This window comes from Albimonas sp., from assembly GCF_055129145.1.
Genome location: NZ_JBSRTQ010000005.1, coordinates 23,951 through 39,354, shown reverse-complemented (window position 1 = coordinate 39,354; position 15,404 = coordinate 23,951). Strand labels below are relative to the sequence as shown.

The window sequence follows — 15,404 nt, the reverse complement described above, 5'->3', positions numbered from 1 at the left end:
GGGCGCGCCCCGCGCGGGGGGGCGCAGGAAACGCGGGCGGCGGCGCCGCCGCCCGCGTTGCTTTTCGGGGGGACTTGCAGGCGCGCGATTCCTGCATTTTCGGAGGGATCGAGGCCGGTCGCGTATCCGGAGGGTCGACGACCTGTTAAGATCGAATCGCGACGCCTTGGGGGGGTGAGTCGCTAAATTTCAACACGGGTGAGCGCAGTCCCGGCGACTATTCGCGACGCCGGCCCGCGCGGGGATCATGCCATGACCATCGTCGCCGACGTCAAGCCGCTGGCCTTCGGGCCGCAGTCGAGCCTCTTCGCTGTGGCCGACGCGCCGCCCGACGCGCGCGACGACGCCATCGCCATCCACGAGGACGCGCTTTACAGCGGCAGCGTCTTCGCCGATCACGGCTTCGGGATCGATTCCGACCCCGAGGGCGAGGCGCTGCGGGTGGCGGCGGTCGAAGGGCAGGCGAGCTATGTCGGCCTTGGGTTCGACCTGGCCGCAGGCCGGGTGCGGGTCATGTCCGACGGGCGCTTCTGGTTCGACACCGCCGATGATTTCGACTATCTGCGCGCCGGCGAAAGCGTCCAGGTCAGCTTCGACTACACCATCGCCGACGCCGCCGGCCAGACCGACACCGCGACGGTGACCATGACCATCGCCGGCCGGGACGACGCGCCCGTGCTGCGCGAGGACACCATCTACAGCCACGAGCGGGCGGTCACCTCGGGCAACGTCTTCGCCGACAACGGCCATGGCCGCGATCTCGATCCGGACGGCGACAAGCTGACCGTGACCAAGTTCCTCGGCTCGACCACCGCGGCGGGCGAGCTTGCCGAGCTGCCCGGCGGGGGCAAGGTGCGGCTGATGGCCGACGGACGGTTCTGGTTCGTCGCCGGCGAAGATTTCGACGATCTCAAGCCCGGCGAATTCCGCGACACGTCCTTCACCTATCGCGCCACCGACGGAGATTTCACCCGCGTCTCCACCGTCACCGTGCGGGTGGAGGGTGTGGATTCGCCTCCCGTGGCCCCGGATTTCGACTTCGCGACCGACGAGGACAGGACGCTCTACACCACGGTCCTGGGGTTCGGGAAATACGGCTACGACCCGGAAGGGGAGGACGTCTCGGTTCTTTCGGTGAACGGCGTGAAGGCCAATGTGGGCGTGAGCATCGATCTCGACGGCGGCGGCCGTCTCAGGATGCTGGAGGACGGTCATTTCTGGTTCAATCCCGACGGCGATTTCGATGATCTGGCCGAAGGCGAGAGCCGAGACGTTACCGTCAGCTACACGCTGACCGACGGAACCCGCCCCTCGGCGCCCGCGGAGATCACCTTCACCGTGCGCGGCGTGGACGGGGGGGTGGTGGACGAGACCGACTATCCTCCGGTGGCGGTCGACGACCGTTTCGTGTTCTCGCTGAGCGGGGCCATGACCGGCAACTTCTTCGCGGACAACGGCTTCGGCCCCGACTACGACCCCAATCCCGGCGATGAGCTGCAGTTCTTCATCTTCAGTCCGGGCCCTGACGATGGCTACTCGATGTGGGGCCGGGACTCGACGACGCGCCTGGGCCTCGACGATGGCGGCAGGATCATACTTCAACCTAATGGCGACTTCGAGATCGAGGCCTCGTACGGGGGGAGCGCCATCCAGGCCGGCGACCATTTGGAAATGCACTATTCGCTGGGCTACCAGACCGAATGGGAAGTCAAACACACGAGCTCCGCGACCGTGGAGATCGACTTCATCGCCTGACCCGAACTGCGGCCCGCCCCCTTTCCGGGGCGGGCCGGGCGGTGCACTCTGCGCGCGAAACGCCCGTCCGGCGCCGACCGGGCGCCACGCGACCCGCGACCGGAGGAGACCGCCCGATGCGCGCCATGCGCCTGCACGAACTCGGCACGGACCTGGTGCTCGACGAGATCCCGGCGCCTGAGCCCGGCCCCGGCCAGGTCCGGCTCAAGGTCCTCGCCTGCGGGGTGAATTTCGCCGACACGCTGCGGGTGCAGGGCAAGTATCAGGAGAAATCGCCGCTGCCCTTCTCCCCGGGCGGGGAGGTCTGCGGGCTGGTCGACGCGGTGGGCGAGGGGGTGCGCCTCGCGCCCGGCGCCCGGGTCGCGGCGATGTCGGGGGGCGGGTTCGCGGAATACTGCCTCGCCCCCGCCGACCTGTGCACCCTGGTCCCCGACGCGATGCCGTCCGAGGCGGCGGCGGCGTTCCAGATCGCCTACGCCACCTCGCATCTCGCGCTCGACCACAAGGCGCGGATGCGGCCGGGCGAGCGTCTGCTGGTGCTCGGCGCCGCCGGCGGGGTCGGGCTGACCGCGGTGGAGATCGGCAAGATCATGGGGGCGGAGGTCATCGCCTGCGCGCGGGGGCCCGAGCGGCTGGAGATCGCGCGGCGGATGGGGGCCGACCACCTGATCGATTCGGAGGCCGAGGACATCCGGGAACGCTGCCTCGCGCTTGGCGGCGTCGACGTGGTCTATGATCCGGTGGGGGGCGACCAGTGGAAGGCGGCGATGCGGGCCTGCCGGCCGGAGGCGCGGATGATCCCCATCGGCTTCGCCTCCGGCGACATCCCGCAGATCCCGGCCAACATCGTGATGGTCAAGAACATCGACGTGCTGGGGCTCTATATCGGGGTCTACCGCACGTTCCGGCAGGAGGTTCTGCGGGCGAGCCTCGCCCAGCTGATGGCCTGGTACGCGGAGGGGCGGCTGAAGCCCCATATCTCCAACATCCTGCCGCTGGAGGGCGCGAACGAGGCGCTGCGGCTGCTGAAATCGCGCGAGGCGACCGGCAAGGTGGTGGTCACGCCCTGGGGGTGACCACGCCTCGCCGGGGCCCTATTGGGCGGCGATCAGCGCCTCCTGCTCGCAGGCGTAGGAATCGCGCACGAACTGCGCCAGCTCGCGGGTCAGGCGATTCTCCGGCCCGTCGGCGTGATACATGTTGATGTGGTAGACGGGCAGGTCGGGCAGGGCGCCGTGGTGGCGCACCACCTCCAGCCGGTCGACCACGGCGGACTCGATCGCCGCATGCACCGCGAGGTCGGCGGAGACCGAGGCCTCGATGGTCCGCGTCGTCTCCGATTCCACCGCCATCTCCCAGTCCATCCCGGCCTGGTCCAGCGCCTCCTGCACCGAGGCGCGGAAGATGCAGTTGTTCTCGAACGCCAGCCGCAGGGGGCGCGCCTTCCAGGCGTGGCCGCCATGGGCGCCGACCCAGACCAGGCGGGCGCGTTCCAGCGTCTCGCCCCCCGTGCGGGGGGTGGCCTCGGTGGTCAGGATCAGATCGGCCTCGCCCCGGTCGCGCAGCGCGTGCAGGCGACGGGTGTAGGATGAGACCAGGGTCACCTTGACCCTCGGATAAGCCATGGCGAAGCGCTTGAGCACCTGCGGGATATGCGGGAACACGATGTCTGCGGGCACGCCGAGCGTCAGCTGACCCTCGAACGCCTGCGACGTGAGCCGGCCCCAGGCCTCGTCGTTGAGCGTCAGCATGCGCTTGGCGTAGCTGAGCAGAAGCTCGCCCTGCGAGGTCAGCTGCGGGGCCCGGCCGGAGCGGTCGAGCAGCGGCTGGCCGATGTTCTCCTCAAGCCGTTTCAACTGCATGGATACGGCGGACTGGGTGAGGTGCAGACGGGCCGCGGCACGGGTCACGCCGCCGGCCTCCGCGACCATCGCGAAGCTGCGCAGGGCGGTGAGATCGAGGTTCCGCGTCATATCAAGCTCCGTGATGCGCAGCGTCAAAACCATTCGTTTGCAGAACGTAGCATGCTCCTGCATATGCATCAACATCGGTGATGCGGAACTTTCCGGGATCACGATAGCTGAATGGAGGCGAATATGACTCACACTGTTGCTCCGACCGTTTCGGCAACCGCCCTCCGCGGTGTGTCTTTCGGAACCCTGCTCGCCCGCGTGGCGCGCTGGAGCCAGACCGCCAAGCAGCGTCGTGCCCTGGCCCGCATGTCCCCCGAACAGCTGCGCGACATCGGTCTCGACCATGGCGCCGCGTCGTTCGAAGCCGACCGGCCGTTCTGGGAGACGTCCACCACCCTGCGTTGAGTCACGGCGCTGTGGCTCTGCCGCAACGGCTTGACCGGGTATCCCTGCAAGTATAGCAGACCGGGCGCGTGAGAAATTCACGCGCCCTTATTATTTCGGTAACCCAAAGCCCGTTTAGTGCGCGCGGGGATGTCGTGCCGAACAGGAGCGCGGATGATGAACGGTCGCATGAGCGCCTGGCGCAGGGCATTGAAGGCGCAGCGCATCGGGCGCTGGAACGTCCGGCTGACGCTTGAAGAAGCGCGGCTGCGGCGCGAATTCGCCTGGCGCTACGCGCGCTGAGGCATGTGAGAACGGCGATGCGCGGCGGTCTTGCCCGCGCATCCCACAGGCTGTAGCGGGTATCGCGCCGGGACTGGGCCGGGACTGAGACTGGGCCGGGACTGAGACTGGGCCGGGGCTGACCGAAGCGGCGGCGGTCTTGCCTCACGGCTCGAATCGGCGATGCGGGCGGATGCGTCCCGTCGAGGATGACCCGCTGCGCGGGATCCACGTCGCTCTCCACGCAAATCCACGCGGTCCGGCCGAAGTTCATCCGAATCAGCTTCCAAAATCAGCCGAAACCGTGCGCGGGTCCTCGCCGGGGCCCCGGGACAGCGGAATCGCCATCAGCTCGGTATGCGTCGGCCCCTCCGGCCCGAGATCGGAGCGGAGCAGCAGCGCCTCGGGCGGATGGAACGGCTCGGCCGCGAAGGCGGCGTGGCGTGCGAGCCAGCGCGCCAGACCCTCGCCCGCCGGCAGGCTGGGCGGGAAGCGGACCAGCGTGACATGCGGCGTGAACCGGGCGTGCGGCAGCTCCACCCCGCCCCGCCGGCAGGCGCGGCGCACCGCATCGCGCAACGCCGACAGGCCGGGCGATGGCGTGACCAGCGCATGGGCCGAACGCGGCCGCGCGCCCCCGAACACGCCCAATCCCCGCAGCTCCACCGGGGGCGAGGGCGCGTCCAGCCGCTCCAGCTCCAGCGCCACGTCCTCCAGCGCCTCCGCCCGCTGCTCGCCCAGGAAGGCGAGCGTCAGGTGGAAGGTCAGAGGGTCCGAGGGGCGCCCCTCCCCCACATCCCAGGCGAGGTCGTCGAGCCGGTCTTCCAGCGCCTCGGGCAGGCGGAGGGCGATGAAGGCGCGGATCATCGGCTCAGTCGGCGGACGCCGCCGCGCGGACCTGCGCGATCAGCGCCTCCACCGCCGGGCCGATGCCCTCCACCACCAGATCCACCCCGGCGGCGTTGGGGTGGATGCCGTCTTCCTGCATCACCGCGCGGGCGGCCTCCCGGTCCTTCAGCCCGCCGATTCCGGCCAGGAAATTCGGGTAGAGGATCGCGCCATGCGCCTCCGCCAGCTCCGGGAAGATGGCGTCGAACTCGGTCTTCCAGTCCTCCCCGTAATTCAGCGGCGCGGGGAGGCCCGCGATCAGGGCGGGCAGGCCGCGGGCGGAGAGCTCGGTCAGGATGGCGTCGAGATTGGCGCGGCTGGTCGCGGGGTCGATGCCGCGCAGCAGGTCGTTGCCGCCGAGCTCCACGATCACCGCATCGACCTCCGGGCTCAGCGACCAGTCGAGACGCGCCCGGCCGCCCTGCGTGGTGTCGCCCGAAACTCCGGCGTTGATCACGGTCACGTCATGGCCGCGCTCGCGCAGCCAGGCCTGCAGGCGGGGCACGAAGCCCTCCGCCTCGGGCAGGCCGTAGCCGTGGGTCAGGCTGTCGCCCAGCGCCAGAAGGGTGACCGGGCCGGATTGCGCCTCGGGCCGAGGCGCGGCCCCTTGCGCCGACTGGGCGACCGAAAGCGTCGGATGCAGCGTGAAAGCCACCAGCGCCGCGCCGGCCAGCGCCTTGAGCCCGCGCGCCGCGGCCCCATATGCCCCGGAGGCGCGCGCGCTCTCACCCGCGCGGCCGCGATCAGCCCCAAGCCGGAGACCTCGCCGCATGACGCGATCCCAAGCCGCCGACACCGCCCCCGCCTTCGCGCTGGAGGACGCGCGGCTGACGCTGGGCTCGCGCGCCGGGCGGGTGGAGATCCTGCGCGGCGTCACGCTGACGGTCGCGCGCGGCGAGACGGTGGGGGTGGTCGGACCCTCGGGCTCGGGCAAGTCGTCGCTCCTCATGCTGATGGGCGGGCTTGAGCAGGCCACCGGCGGGGTGGTCCGGGCGCTGGGCCAGGACCTGACCGCGATGGACGAGGACGCGCTCGCCCAGTTTCGCAGAGATCATATGGGGGTGGTGTTCCAGTCCTTCCACCTGATTCCGACGATGACCGCGCTGGAGAACGTGGCGACGCCCTTGGAACTGGCGGGCCGGGACGACGCCTTCGACCGCGCCGCGGACGAGCTGCGCGCGGTGGGCCTGGGCCCGCGGCTCGACCATTACCCCGGCCAGCTTTCGGGCGGGGAGCAGCAGCGCGTGGCGCTCGCCCGCGCCGCCGCGCCGCGGCCCGAGATCCTGCTGGCCGACGAGCCCACCGGCAACCTCGACGGGGTCAACGGCGAGGCGATCATGGAGCTGCTGTTCGGCCTGCGCGACCGCCATGGCGCGACATTGGTGATGGTCACTCATGCGCCCGAGCTCGCGGCGCGCTGCGACCGGGTGATCCGCGTCGCGGACGGGCTTCTGGAGGGCGAGCCCGCCCCCGCTTCCGAGGCGGCGGAATGAACCGGAGCGCCTCGCCCGCCATCCTGCCCGTCGCCTTCCGCATCGCCCGCCGCGAGCTGCGCGGCGGGTTGAAAGGCTTCGGCGTGTTTCTCGCTTGTCTTGCGCTCGGCGTCGCGGCCATCGCCGCGGTCGGTTCGGTGCGCATGGCGATCTCGCAGGGGCTCGCCCAGCAGGGGCAGGTCATTCTCGGCGGCGACGCCGAGATGGAATTCACCTACCGCTTCGCCGAGCCGGAAGAGCGCGCCTGGATGGAGGGCGTCGCCGAGCGGGTGTCGGAGACGGTCGACTTCAGATCCATGGCCGTGGTCCCGCGCGAGGGCGGCGCGGACCGGGCGCTGACCCAGGTGAAGGCCGTGGACGGGGCCTGGCCGCTTTACGGGGCCGCCGAATTCTCCGGCGGGATCTCGCTGGGCGACGCGCTGGGCGAACGCGACGGGGTCTGGGGCGTGGTCATGGCCCCGGCGCTGATCGACCGGCTGGCGTTGAGGGTCGGCGACCGGGTGAAGCTCGGCCGCGGCGACTACGAATTGCGCGCGGCGCTGGAGGTGGAGCCGGACGCGGCCGCCGGCGGCTTCGGCTTCGGCCCCCGCACGTTGCTGCGGATCGAGGCGCTGGAACAGTCCGGCCTGCTCGCCCCCGGCACGCTTTTCTCCAGCGAATACCGCCTGCGCCTGCCGGCTGAGGCGGATCTCGACGCGCTGTCGGCGGAGGCCGCCGCCCGTTTCCCCGAATCCGGCCTGCGCTGGAAGGACCGGCGCAACGGCGCGCCCGGCGTCTCCAGCTTCGTGGACCGGATCGGGGCGTTCCTGGTGCTGGTCGGCCTCGCCGCGCTCGCCATGGGCGGCGTCGGGGTGTCGGCGGCGGTGCGCAGCTACATGGACCGCAAGACCGCGACCATCGCCACGCTGAAGACGCTGGGCGCGTCGGGGCGGGTGATCTTCGCGGTCTACCTGATCCAGATCGGGGCGCTCGCCGCGCTGGGCGTGGCCATCGGATTGGGGATCGGCGCGGCGATCCCCGCGGCGCTGGGCCCTTTGCTGGGCGATCTCCTGCCGGTGCCGGCGCTTTTCGACGTCTATGCCGGGCCTTTGTGGGAGGCGGGGATCTACGGGATGCTCGCCGCCCTGATCTTCGCGCTGTGGCCGCTGGCGCGGGCGCGGGAGGTCCGGGCGGCGGCGCTCTACCGCGAATCTGGCGAGGGCGGCGGCGGCTGGCCGCGGCCCTCCTATCTCGTGCTGATCGGCGGGCTGACGGCGGTGCTGGTCGGCGCGGCGGCGGCCTTCTCGGGCATCTGGCAGGTGGCTTTGGGTTTCGCGGGCGGCGTCGCCGGGGCGCTGGTGGTGCTGTGGCTGGCGGCGATGGGCGTGGCGCGGCTGGCGCGGCCCGCGGCGCGGTCGCGATTCGTGCGAGGGCGCCCCTCGCTTCGCCTGGCGCTCGGCGCCATCGGCGGTCCGGGCGGCGAGACGGCGGGCGTGGTGCTGTCGCTGGGGCTGGGGCTGGCGGTGCTCGCCTCCGTCGGCCAGATCGACTGGAACCTGCGCCATGTCATCACCGACGAATTGCCCGAGAAAGCCCCCGCCTTCTTCTTCGTCGACGTGCAGACCGACCAGCTGCCCGGCTTCCTCGAAGCCTCGCGCGCGCACGATGGCGTGACCGAGGTCGAGACCGCCCCGATGCTGCGCGGCATTCTCACCCGCCTGAACGGGGTTCCCGCGGCGGAGGCTGTGGTGCCCGAGGACTATCGCTGGATCCTGCGCGGCGACCGCGGCGTGACCTATTCGGCGACCCCGCCCCGCGGCACGGTGCTGACCGAGGGCGAATGGTGGTCCGAGGACTATGCCGGCGAAACGCTGGTCTCCTTCTCCGACGAGCACGGCAAGGGGCTCGGGCTCGAGATCGGCGACACGGTGACGGTGTCGGTGCTGGGCCGCGAGATCACCGCGCGGATCGCCAATTTCCGGGTGGTGAATTTCCGGGACATGGGGATCAATTTTCTGATGGTGATGAGCCCCGGCGCGCTCGCCGGGGCCCCGCACACCCATATCGCCACGGTCTACGCCGAGGAGGGCTCCGAGGGCGGTCTGCTGCGCGACGTGGCCGGCGCCTACCCCAATATCACCGCCATCGGCGTGCGCGAGGCCATCGACCAGGTGGCGAGCGGGTTGCGCGAGCTCGCCTCGGCGACGCGCTGGGGGGCTTCGGCGACGCTGCTGACCGGGATCGTGGTGCTGATCGGGGCGGCGGCGGCCGGAGAGCGGCGCCGGGTCTACGAGGCCGCGGTGCTCAAGACTCTGGGCGCCTCGCGCCGCACTATCCTGGTCAGTTTCGCGCTGCGCGCGGCGCTGCTGGGCGCCGCGGCGGGGGCGGTGGCCATCGTCGCGGGCGGGGTCGCGGGCTGGGCGGTGATGGTGCTGGTGATGGACGCGGACTACGTGTTCGAGCCGGTGTCGGCGGTGGTCATCGTCGCCGGCGGCGCCGCTCTGAGCCTGGTCGCCGGCCTGGTCTTCGCGGCCCGTCCGCTGGGCGTGCGGCCGGCCCAGGTGTTGCGCGCGCGCGAGTAAGCAGGACGTGACCGGGACCCTAGGTCAAAAACCTTGAACTCATGGCCGCGCTTTCCGATATGATGGACCAAACCGGCGTGGGTCGCACCGACGCGCGCCGGACGGCTTGGAACAACGAACGAACAGGGTTTGACACATGCAGCAGTATGACGCCATTCGCCGGTCCGGAACGCAATCGGCGGCGATCGACGAGGGCCTGCGCGGATACATGAACCGCGTCTACGGGCTGATGGCGGTCGCCATGGTCATCACCGGCGCCGTCGCGTTCTTCATCGGCAACTCCCCGGCCCTTCTGCAGGCGATCTTCGGCTCGCCGCTGAAATGGGTGGTGATGTTCGCCCCGCTCGCGGTGGTCTTCGGCTTCTCGGCCATGATCCACAAGATGAGCACCGCCACCGCCCAGCTGGTGTTCTGGGTGTTCGCGGCGCTGATGGGCGCCTCGATCAGCTACATCTTCGCGGTGTTCACCGGCGTGTCGATCGCGCAGACCTTCTTCGCGACCGCGATCGCCTTCGGCGGCCTCAGCCTCTACGGCTACACCACCAAGCGCGACCTGTCGGCCATGGGCTCGTTCCTCGTGATGGGCGTTATCGGCCTGATCGTGGCGTCGATCGTGAACATCTTCATCGCCTCGTCGGCGCTGCAGTTCGCCATCTCGGCGCTGGGCGTGCTGATCTTCGCGGGCCTCACCGCATACGATACGCAGTCGATCAAGAACGAATATCTCGGGATGGCCCAGATGGGCGCCGAGGGGGAGGCCTACATGGGCAAGGGCGCCATCATGGGCGCGCTGCGGCTCTACATGGACTTCCTGAACATGTTCATGTTCCTGCTGCAGTTCATGGGCAACCGGAACTGATCCAACCTTCCGGGGCGCGGAACCAACCGGGGCCGGAGCGCAAGCTCCGGCCCCTTTTTCGTGCGCGGCGCGTCTCCGAAGGACGCGCAAGGGCGAGGGGCAGGGTTGCCGGGACAGGGGGCAGGGGCCGCGGGCGGCTTGACCTCGCGCCGCCGGCGCCGCGGCGCCCGGCGCACAGGGGAGCTGCGTCCGGCGATGGCGACCCGCCTGCTGCGATGCGCACACGCCGCACCCCTCCCAGCATCCGGACACGCGAAAGCCCGCCGGTCCATCGATCGGCGGGCTTTCGAAAGGGATCAGTCGATCACGCCCCCGAGGGGGCGGCGATCACTTGATCTTGCCTTCCTTGTACTCGACATGCTTGCGCACGACCGGGTCGTACTTCCGAACCGACATCTTGTCGGTCATGGTACGGCTGTTCTTCTTGGTCACATAGAAGTGCCCGGTGCCCGCGGTCGAGTTCAGGCGGATCTTCACGGTGGTCGGCTTGGCCATCTCAACGCTCCCGTAGGCGCTAGGGCGCCCGCGACGAATTCATTAGGAGCGGGCTTTTCTCAAGCGGGGGGCGAGGAGTCAAGCGCGGATCGACCCGCGCCGCCTCCCCGCCCGCCGCAGCCCGCGGCGGAACGCGCTCAGAGCGCGTCGTAGAACGACCGGTCCTTCTCGTGGTGGAAGAAGGGCGCGGGACGGTCGGCGGGGATCTGCCCCGCCGGGGTGATGCTGAGGATCTCCTCGACCTCGGCCAGCACCACCTCGGTGATCAGCGGCAGGTCGAGGTCGCGGGCCTCGCGCAGGGTCAGCCAGGTCAGGTGGCTGAGCTCGCCCGACGCGCGGCTCAGGTCCTCCAGATCGCCGGCGAGCGCAGTGGCGTCGGCGAGGAAGAACCGCGCGTCGAAGCGCTTGGGCCGGTAGGGCGGCGTGATGGCGCGGAAGATGAAGGTGAGGCTGTCGCAGGCCGGCATGTGTCCGGTCTCGAAGAACTCCCGCCAGCTGTCGGTATGCGCGTCGATGAACTCGGCGGCGCGGGCGTCGGGGGTCCCGAGGATCAGCCCGGTCTCCTCGAAGGTCTCGCGCACCGCGGCGCGGGCGAGCGCCGGGCCGAGGCCGGCGGCGCTCTTCTTCTCCAGCCGTGCGAGGCAGGCGGCGCGCAGCGGCGCGCCCTCGGGGGCGTCATGGTCCTCGGGGTCGAGGGCGCCGCCGGGAAACACGAACTTGTCGGGCATGAAGCTCGCGCCCTTGCCGCGCTGGCCCATCAGCACGCGCGGATGGTCGCCGTCGCGCCGGGCGATGACCACGGTGGCGGCGTCGCGGGGCACGGCGGAGGCGGGGCGGGCTGGTTTGTCGGAGGAGGCGGCGGCCGCCTGAGGCGTTTCCTGGGTCGGGGACATTCTGGGCTCCTTATCGAAACTCACTCTGCCCGCCGGGACGAACCCTGTCCAGACGGACATACGCGGGGGAAGGTCGCGCGCGGCGCCCCCGGGGCGAAGGGAAAAACGGCGCGCGGGGGGCGCCTTGGGGCGAGGGGAAACGGGCGCGCGGGGCGTGCCTGGGGGCGCAGGGAAAAGGAAGCGCGGAGCGCGCCCCAGGGCGCGGCGGGCTCAGCCCTTGCGGGGCCGCCCGAAGCGGGCCATGCGCTTGGCCCATTGCAGGCCGACGATCATGCCCTTGAAGCGCGGCAGCAGCCACAGCGACAGCAGCAGCGCCATCGGCGGCCACAGGGTCCAGTGCACCCAGATCGGCGGATCCCACACGTCCCAGACCGTCAGCATCAGCGGCGCCACGATATGGCCGACCACGATGATGGTCATCCAGGTCGGCAGGTCGTCGGCGTTGTGCAGGTCCAGCCGCTCGGCGCAGGCGGGGCAGGTTTCGCGCACGGACAGATAGCCGTCATAGAGCGGGCCGCCGCCGCAGGCAGGGCAGGTCCGCCGCCAGCCGCGGCGCACCGAACGACCGACATCGCGCGGCTCCGCCTCCGAGCCGGCGGCAGGCGCGTGGGCGCCCTGGGTCGGCTCGACGCGGGAGCCGGCTTCGGGGGCGTCCGTCCCCTTCGGACCTGACGACGCGCTCATGGCTACGGCCCCCAGCGCGGGGGCGGCGACCGCGCGGGTCGGGGCGAGCCCTGTGGTTTCGGGCATGATGCGGACGGGGCGGGTCATGATCGCGAAAGTATCGACGGCCCGCGCCCATTCCAGTGCGCGCGTCGTCTTGCGTCAGCGTGTCGCCTCTTCTTCGCGAGTGCAGCAAGAATGGGCGCGACGTCATGCGCGACTCCGCGGAAAAACTGCGTGGCCCGCGACGGATACCCGGACCGGAGGCGTTGAACAGGGGAAGACGCGCGGCTTGGGACGGTCGCAGACCGGCAAGAGGCCGGGACCGGATCGTCCCCGGAGGCGAATGCCTCGAAGAAAGCGGGCCGCGTCCATGCAGGAAAGGATCCGACGCATGAAGATCAATGATCGCGCTCTCGCCCGGCTGCTCGCCGGGGTCGCGCTGGGCGCCGGGCTCGTCGCCTCCGCCGCCGCGCCGGTCGCGGCTCACGGGGCCGGGCCGGACCAGGCCCGGATGTTCGAGAAGATGGACGCCGACGGCTCCGGCGGCGTGACGCTCGAGGAGGTGCGCGCCGGGATGCTGTCGCGCTTCGACGACGCCGACGCGGACAAGGACGGCAAGGTGACCCGCGCCGAGTTCGACGCGGCGGCGAAGGCGATGCGCGAGGCGCATGGCGGCAAGGGGCCTGACGGCGCCCGTGACGGCAAGGGCTGGGGTCACGGTCCCGACCGCGACGCCCACGACGGCGGCCCCGATCACGGCCGCATGGCCGCGCGCCTGATGGGCCGCGCCGACGCCGACGAGGACGGGGCGCTGAGCCCGGCCGAATACGCGGCGCTGGGCGAGCGGATGAAGGCGCGACGCCCGGACATGACGCCGCCGGACTTCGCCGCGCTCGACGCCGATGGCGACGGGCGGGTGGACGAGCCGGAGCTGGGCATGGGTCTCGCGAGCGTCATGGGCGACCGGCCCGACCGCCCGCGCGGCGAGCGGGGCGACCGCTTCTTCGGGATGCTCGACCAGGACGACGACGGCGTGGTGACGCGCGCGGAATTCGAAGCCTCGCCGATGATGGAGCGGATGGGCGAGATGTTCGCCCGGCTCGACGCCGATGACGACGGCGCGGTGAGCCTGGAGGAGGCGAAGGCCATGCGCGGCCCGGGCTTCCGTCACGGCCCAGCCCCGGCCCACGCCCCGAAGCTGGACGCGAAGCCCTGAACGTGGCGAGGTGCGGCCGGGCGGTCCTTCGGGGCCGCCCGGCCGGGCCGCGCCTCGCGCCGAGAGGATCCGACATGGCTTTGGACGTCGCTCGCCCCGCCTGCCGGCCCGCCGACCGAACCGCCTCGCCTCCGGGCCCCCCCGACGGGACTCGCATGAATGACGACGACGACCTGATGGCGCGATTCGCCGCCGGCGACGCCGCCGCGGCCTCGGCCCTGATCTCCCGCCACGCGCCTCGGGCCGTGGCGGTGGCGCGGGCGATGCTGTCCGACGCGGCGGAGGCGGAGGACGTGGCCCAGGACGCGATGCTGCGCCTGTGGCGTCAGGCGCCGGTCTGGCGGCCGGGCGAGGCGCAGGTGGGGACCTGGCTGCACCGGGTGGTGGCGAACCTCTCCATCGACCGTCTGCGCCGCCGCCGCCGCTGGTCGTCCGAAGAGCCGCCGGAACGTCCCGACGGCGCACCGGGGGCGGAGGCTAAGCTGGCCGGCGAAGACCGGGCCGCGGCCCTGCGGATCGAGATCGCGGCGCTGCCCGACCGGCAGCGGGTGGCGTTGACCCTGCGCCATTTCTCGGACCTCTCGAATCCGGAGATCGCGGCGCGGATGGAATTGAGCGTCGAGGCGGTGGAGAGCCTGCTGGCCCGCGCCCGACGCACGCTGGCCACGCGGCTGGAGGCGCGGCGAGACGCGCTGGGCCTGTCGCATGGCCTCGACCCGGTCGGCGCCGGGCGGGAGCCGGGGACATGACCCGGAACCAGGATTGGGCGAGGCGCGGTCCGGACCGCGCCGCGATGGATTTGGCGGGCGCGACCCCGCCCGAGGAGACTGCGATGACCCGGACGGCGAAAGCGCGGATGACGGAGGCGGAACTGGCGGCGCTCGCCGACGCGCTGGCCGAAGCGGGCGAGACCGGCGCGGACCGCGCCGAGGCGGCGGCGGCGGCGCTCGACGCCGCGCTGGCGGAGCTCGGGACCGCGACGCCCCCGCTCGATCCCGGGCTCCTCGCCCGCATGGAGGCGGCGGCGGTCGCTCCGGCCCCTGCGCGGACCGTCGCCGCGTCCCGTCCGGCGCGCGATCCGCGCCTCGCCGGGGCCGCGCGCCGCCGTCCCGGCCTGCTGACCCGGATCGGGGCGCCGGCGGCCTTCGCGGCCTCGGCCGCGATGGGCGTGGCGCTCGGTTATTCCGGCGACTCGCCGCTGGCCGATAGCATCGCGCTGCTCACCACCGGCTACAGCTACGAGACCGCCTTCCTGCAGGCCGATTTCCTGCCCGATCCCGACCTGCCGGCGCTGCCCGACCTGTCGGCGCTGGAGGAGACCCGATGACCGAAGAACCCGACCTGACCGCGCCCGACGCCGCCGCCGTGCCCCGTCCCCGGCGGCGCTGGGTGCGCTGGGCGCTGGCGGCCTCGGTCTGCGTGAACCTGCTGCTGATCGGCGCCGCCGCGGGGGCGTTCCTGCGCCATGGCGGCCCGCCCCGGGCGTCGCTGCCGGCGGGGTTCGACCGCGTCACCCTGTGGCGGGCGTTCCGCGAACTGCCCTCGGACGACCGCCGCGCGGCGCGCGAGGCGGTCCGGGGGCGCCATGACGAGATGCAGCGGATGGCCGGCGCCCTGGTCGCCGCCCGGCGGGACATCGCCGTGGCGTTGCAGGCGCGGCCATTCGAGCCGGACGCGCTCGCCGCCGCGCTGGTCGCCGCCCGCGACGCCGAGCGAGCCAGCGGCGGGCTCGCCGACCTGATCTTCGTGGACGTGGCGGGGCGGCTGACGGATCAGAGCCGCGCGGAGATCGCGGCGGCGTTGCGCGAGGACCGGGGGCCCGGGCGTTGGGGTCACGACAAGGACCGCGGGCCGCGCGGCGAGGACTGAGCCGCGCGCCTTCGCGGCGAGGGGCCTCGGCGCCAATGGTTTTCAAGGGGCTTTTTGCGGGGGCGTCAGGCCGCGAATGCTACCGCGAGGCCTGGTCGAGCGACGCCGGCGCCGGGTCTTTCCGTGCAGG

Annotated in this window: 16 protein-coding genes; 10 read left to right on the top strand and 6 right to left on the bottom strand. The window is 71.8% G+C overall.

Annotated elements, in window-relative coordinates:
• Positions 1-252 precede the first annotated feature (252 nt).
• On the top strand, positions 253-1,755 hold the full coding sequence (locus tag ACTB72_RS01825) for an Ig-like domain-containing protein (protein ID WP_463035269.1): 1,503 nt from the start codon (positions 253-255) through the stop codon (positions 1,753-1,755).
• A gap of 116 nt (positions 1,756-1,871) precedes the next feature.
• On the top strand, positions 1,872-2,831 hold the full coding sequence (locus tag ACTB72_RS01820) for an NADPH:quinone oxidoreductase family protein (RefSeq protein WP_463035268.1): 960 nt from the start codon (positions 1,872-1,874) through the stop codon (positions 2,829-2,831).
• A gap of 18 nt (positions 2,832-2,849) precedes the next feature.
• Here ACTB72_RS01820 and ACTB72_RS01815 read toward each other — a convergent pair whose 3' ends face one another.
• Positions 2,850-3,728, bottom strand: coding sequence for a LysR family transcriptional regulator (locus ACTB72_RS01815; protein WP_463035267.1), 879 nt, complete (start codon positions 3,726-3,728; stop codon positions 2,850-2,852).
• A gap of 171 nt (positions 3,729-3,899) precedes the next feature.
• Here ACTB72_RS01815 and ACTB72_RS01810 point away from each other — a divergent pair, with 171 nt between their 5' ends.
• The gene (locus ACTB72_RS01810; RefSeq protein WP_463035266.1) at positions 3,900-4,073 is read left to right on the top strand and encodes a DUF1127 domain-containing protein; all 174 of its coding nucleotides are present in this window, start codon (positions 3,900-3,902) and stop codon (positions 4,071-4,073) included.
• A 540-nt stretch (positions 4,074-4,613) separates the two neighbouring features.
• On the opposite strand, the gene thpR is transcribed toward ACTB72_RS01810, so the two are convergent.
• Complete coding sequence (gene thpR / locus ACTB72_RS01805; RefSeq protein ID WP_463035265.1) at positions 4,614-5,201, bottom strand: RNA 2',3'-cyclic phosphodiesterase; 588 nt, start codon at positions 5,199-5,201, stop codon at positions 4,614-4,616.
• 4 nt (positions 5,202-5,205) lie between these two features.
• Complete coding sequence (locus ACTB72_RS01800; RefSeq protein WP_463035264.1) at positions 5,206-5,877, bottom strand: arylesterase; 672 nt, start codon at positions 5,875-5,877, stop codon at positions 5,206-5,208.
• Positions 5,878-5,992: 115 nt separating this feature from the next.
• Between ACTB72_RS01800 and ACTB72_RS01795 the strand changes: the two genes are divergently transcribed.
• The 3 genes from ACTB72_RS01795 (at position 5,993) to ACTB72_RS01785 (ending at position 10,135) form a co-directional block, all read left to right on the top strand.
• Positions 5,993-6,715, top strand: a complete 723-nt coding sequence (locus ACTB72_RS01795) for an ABC transporter ATP-binding protein (RefSeq protein WP_463035263.1) — start codon at positions 5,993-5,995, stop codon at positions 6,713-6,715.
• Positions 6,712-9,276: an ABC transporter permease gene (locus ACTB72_RS01790; RefSeq protein ID WP_463035262.1), complete on the top strand. Its 2,565-nt coding sequence runs from the start codon at positions 6,712-6,714 to the stop codon at positions 9,274-9,276. Before ACTB72_RS01795 ends, ACTB72_RS01790 begins: the two co-directional genes overlap by 4 nt.
• A 136-nt stretch (positions 9,277-9,412) precedes the next feature.
• Positions 9,413-10,135: a Bax inhibitor-1/YccA family protein gene (locus tag ACTB72_RS01785; RefSeq protein WP_463035261.1), complete on the top strand. Its 723-nt coding sequence runs from the start codon at positions 9,413-9,415 to the stop codon at positions 10,133-10,135.
• Positions 10,136-10,462: 327 nt separating this feature from the next.
• Here the strand turns inward: ACTB72_RS01785 and rpmG are convergent, their stop codons facing one another.
• The 3 genes from rpmG to ACTB72_RS01770 all read right to left on the bottom strand — a co-directional run bounded on the left by rpmG (position 10,463) and on the right by ACTB72_RS01770 (position 12,294).
• Positions 10,463-10,630, bottom strand: coding sequence for a 50S ribosomal protein L33 (gene rpmG / locus ACTB72_RS01780; protein WP_092683826.1), 168 nt, complete (start codon positions 10,628-10,630; stop codon positions 10,463-10,465).
• A gap of 137 nt (positions 10,631-10,767) precedes the next feature.
• Positions 10,768-11,523 (bottom strand): NUDIX hydrolase, encoded by a 756-nt coding sequence (locus ACTB72_RS01775; RefSeq protein WP_463035260.1) that lies wholly within the window; start codon positions 11,521-11,523, stop codon positions 10,768-10,770.
• 210 nt (positions 11,524-11,733) lie between these two features.
• The gene (locus tag ACTB72_RS01770; RefSeq protein ID WP_463035259.1) at positions 11,734-12,294 is read right to left on the bottom strand and encodes a DUF983 domain-containing protein; all 561 of its coding nucleotides are present in this window, start codon (positions 12,292-12,294) and stop codon (positions 11,734-11,736) included.
• A gap of 286 nt (positions 12,295-12,580) precedes the next feature.
• On the opposite strand from ACTB72_RS01770, the gene ACTB72_RS01765 reads away from it, so the two are divergent.
• From ACTB72_RS01765 to ACTB72_RS01750, 4 genes are all read left to right on the top strand, one after another.
• Entirely contained in the window at positions 12,581-13,405 is an 825-nt protein-coding gene (locus ACTB72_RS01765; protein WP_463035258.1) for a hypothetical protein, read from the top strand.
• Between the two features lie 155 nt (positions 13,406-13,560).
• Entirely contained in the window at positions 13,561-14,154 is a 594-nt protein-coding gene (locus ACTB72_RS01760) for an RNA polymerase sigma factor (protein ID WP_463035257.1), read from the top strand.
• 83 nt (positions 14,155-14,237) lie between these two features.
• Positions 14,238-14,732, top strand: a complete 495-nt coding sequence (locus ACTB72_RS01755; RefSeq protein ID WP_463035256.1) for a hypothetical protein — start codon at positions 14,238-14,240, stop codon at positions 14,730-14,732.
• The gene (locus tag ACTB72_RS01750; RefSeq protein ID WP_463035255.1) at positions 14,729-15,274 is read left to right on the top strand and encodes a periplasmic heavy metal sensor; all 546 of its coding nucleotides are present in this window, start codon (positions 14,729-14,731) and stop codon (positions 15,272-15,274) included. Before ACTB72_RS01755 ends, ACTB72_RS01750 begins: the two co-directional genes overlap by 4 nt.
• Positions 15,275-15,404: the final 130 nt, after the last annotated feature.

Coding starts and splice junctions, on each gene's coding strand:
- ACTB72_RS01825 (WP_463035269.1), top strand. CDS start 253: ATGACCATCGTCGCCGACGTCAAGCCGCTGGCCTTCGGGCCGCAGTCG.
- ACTB72_RS01820 (WP_463035268.1), top strand. CDS start 1,872: ATGCGCGCCATGCGCCTGCACGAACTCGGCACGGACCTGGTGCTCGAC.
- ACTB72_RS01815 (WP_463035267.1), bottom strand. CDS start 3,728: ATGACGCGGAACCTCGATCTCACCGCCCTGCGCAGCTTCGCGATGGTC.
- thpR (WP_463035265.1), bottom strand. CDS start 5,201: ATGATCCGCGCCTTCATCGCCCTCCGCCTGCCCGAGGCGCTGGAAGAC.
- ACTB72_RS01795 (WP_463035263.1), top strand. CDS start 5,993: ATGACGCGATCCCAAGCCGCCGACACCGCCCCCGCCTTCGCGCTGGAG.
- ACTB72_RS01790 (WP_463035262.1), top strand. CDS start 6,712: ATGAACCGGAGCGCCTCGCCCGCCATCCTGCCCGTCGCCTTCCGCATC.
- ACTB72_RS01785 (WP_463035261.1), top strand. CDS start 9,413: ATGCAGCAGTATGACGCCATTCGCCGGTCCGGAACGCAATCGGCGGCG.
- rpmG (WP_092683826.1), bottom strand. CDS start 10,630: ATGGCCAAGCCGACCACCGTGAAGATCCGCCTGAACTCGACCGCGGGC.
- ACTB72_RS01775 (WP_463035260.1), bottom strand. CDS start 11,523: ATGTCCCCGACCCAGGAAACGCCTCAGGCGGCCGCCGCCTCCTCCGAC.
- ACTB72_RS01770 (WP_463035259.1), bottom strand. CDS start 12,294: ATGACCCGCCCCGTCCGCATCATGCCCGAAACCACAGGGCTCGCCCCG.
- ACTB72_RS01765 (WP_463035258.1), top strand. CDS start 12,581: ATGAAGATCAATGATCGCGCTCTCGCCCGGCTGCTCGCCGGGGTCGCG.
- ACTB72_RS01760 (WP_463035257.1), top strand. CDS start 13,561: ATGAATGACGACGACGACCTGATGGCGCGATTCGCCGCCGGCGACGCC.
- ACTB72_RS01755 (WP_463035256.1), top strand. CDS start 14,238: ATGACCCGGACGGCGAAAGCGCGGATGACGGAGGCGGAACTGGCGGCG.
- ACTB72_RS01750 (WP_463035255.1), top strand. CDS start 14,729: ATGACCGAAGAACCCGACCTGACCGCGCCCGACGCCGCCGCCGTGCCC.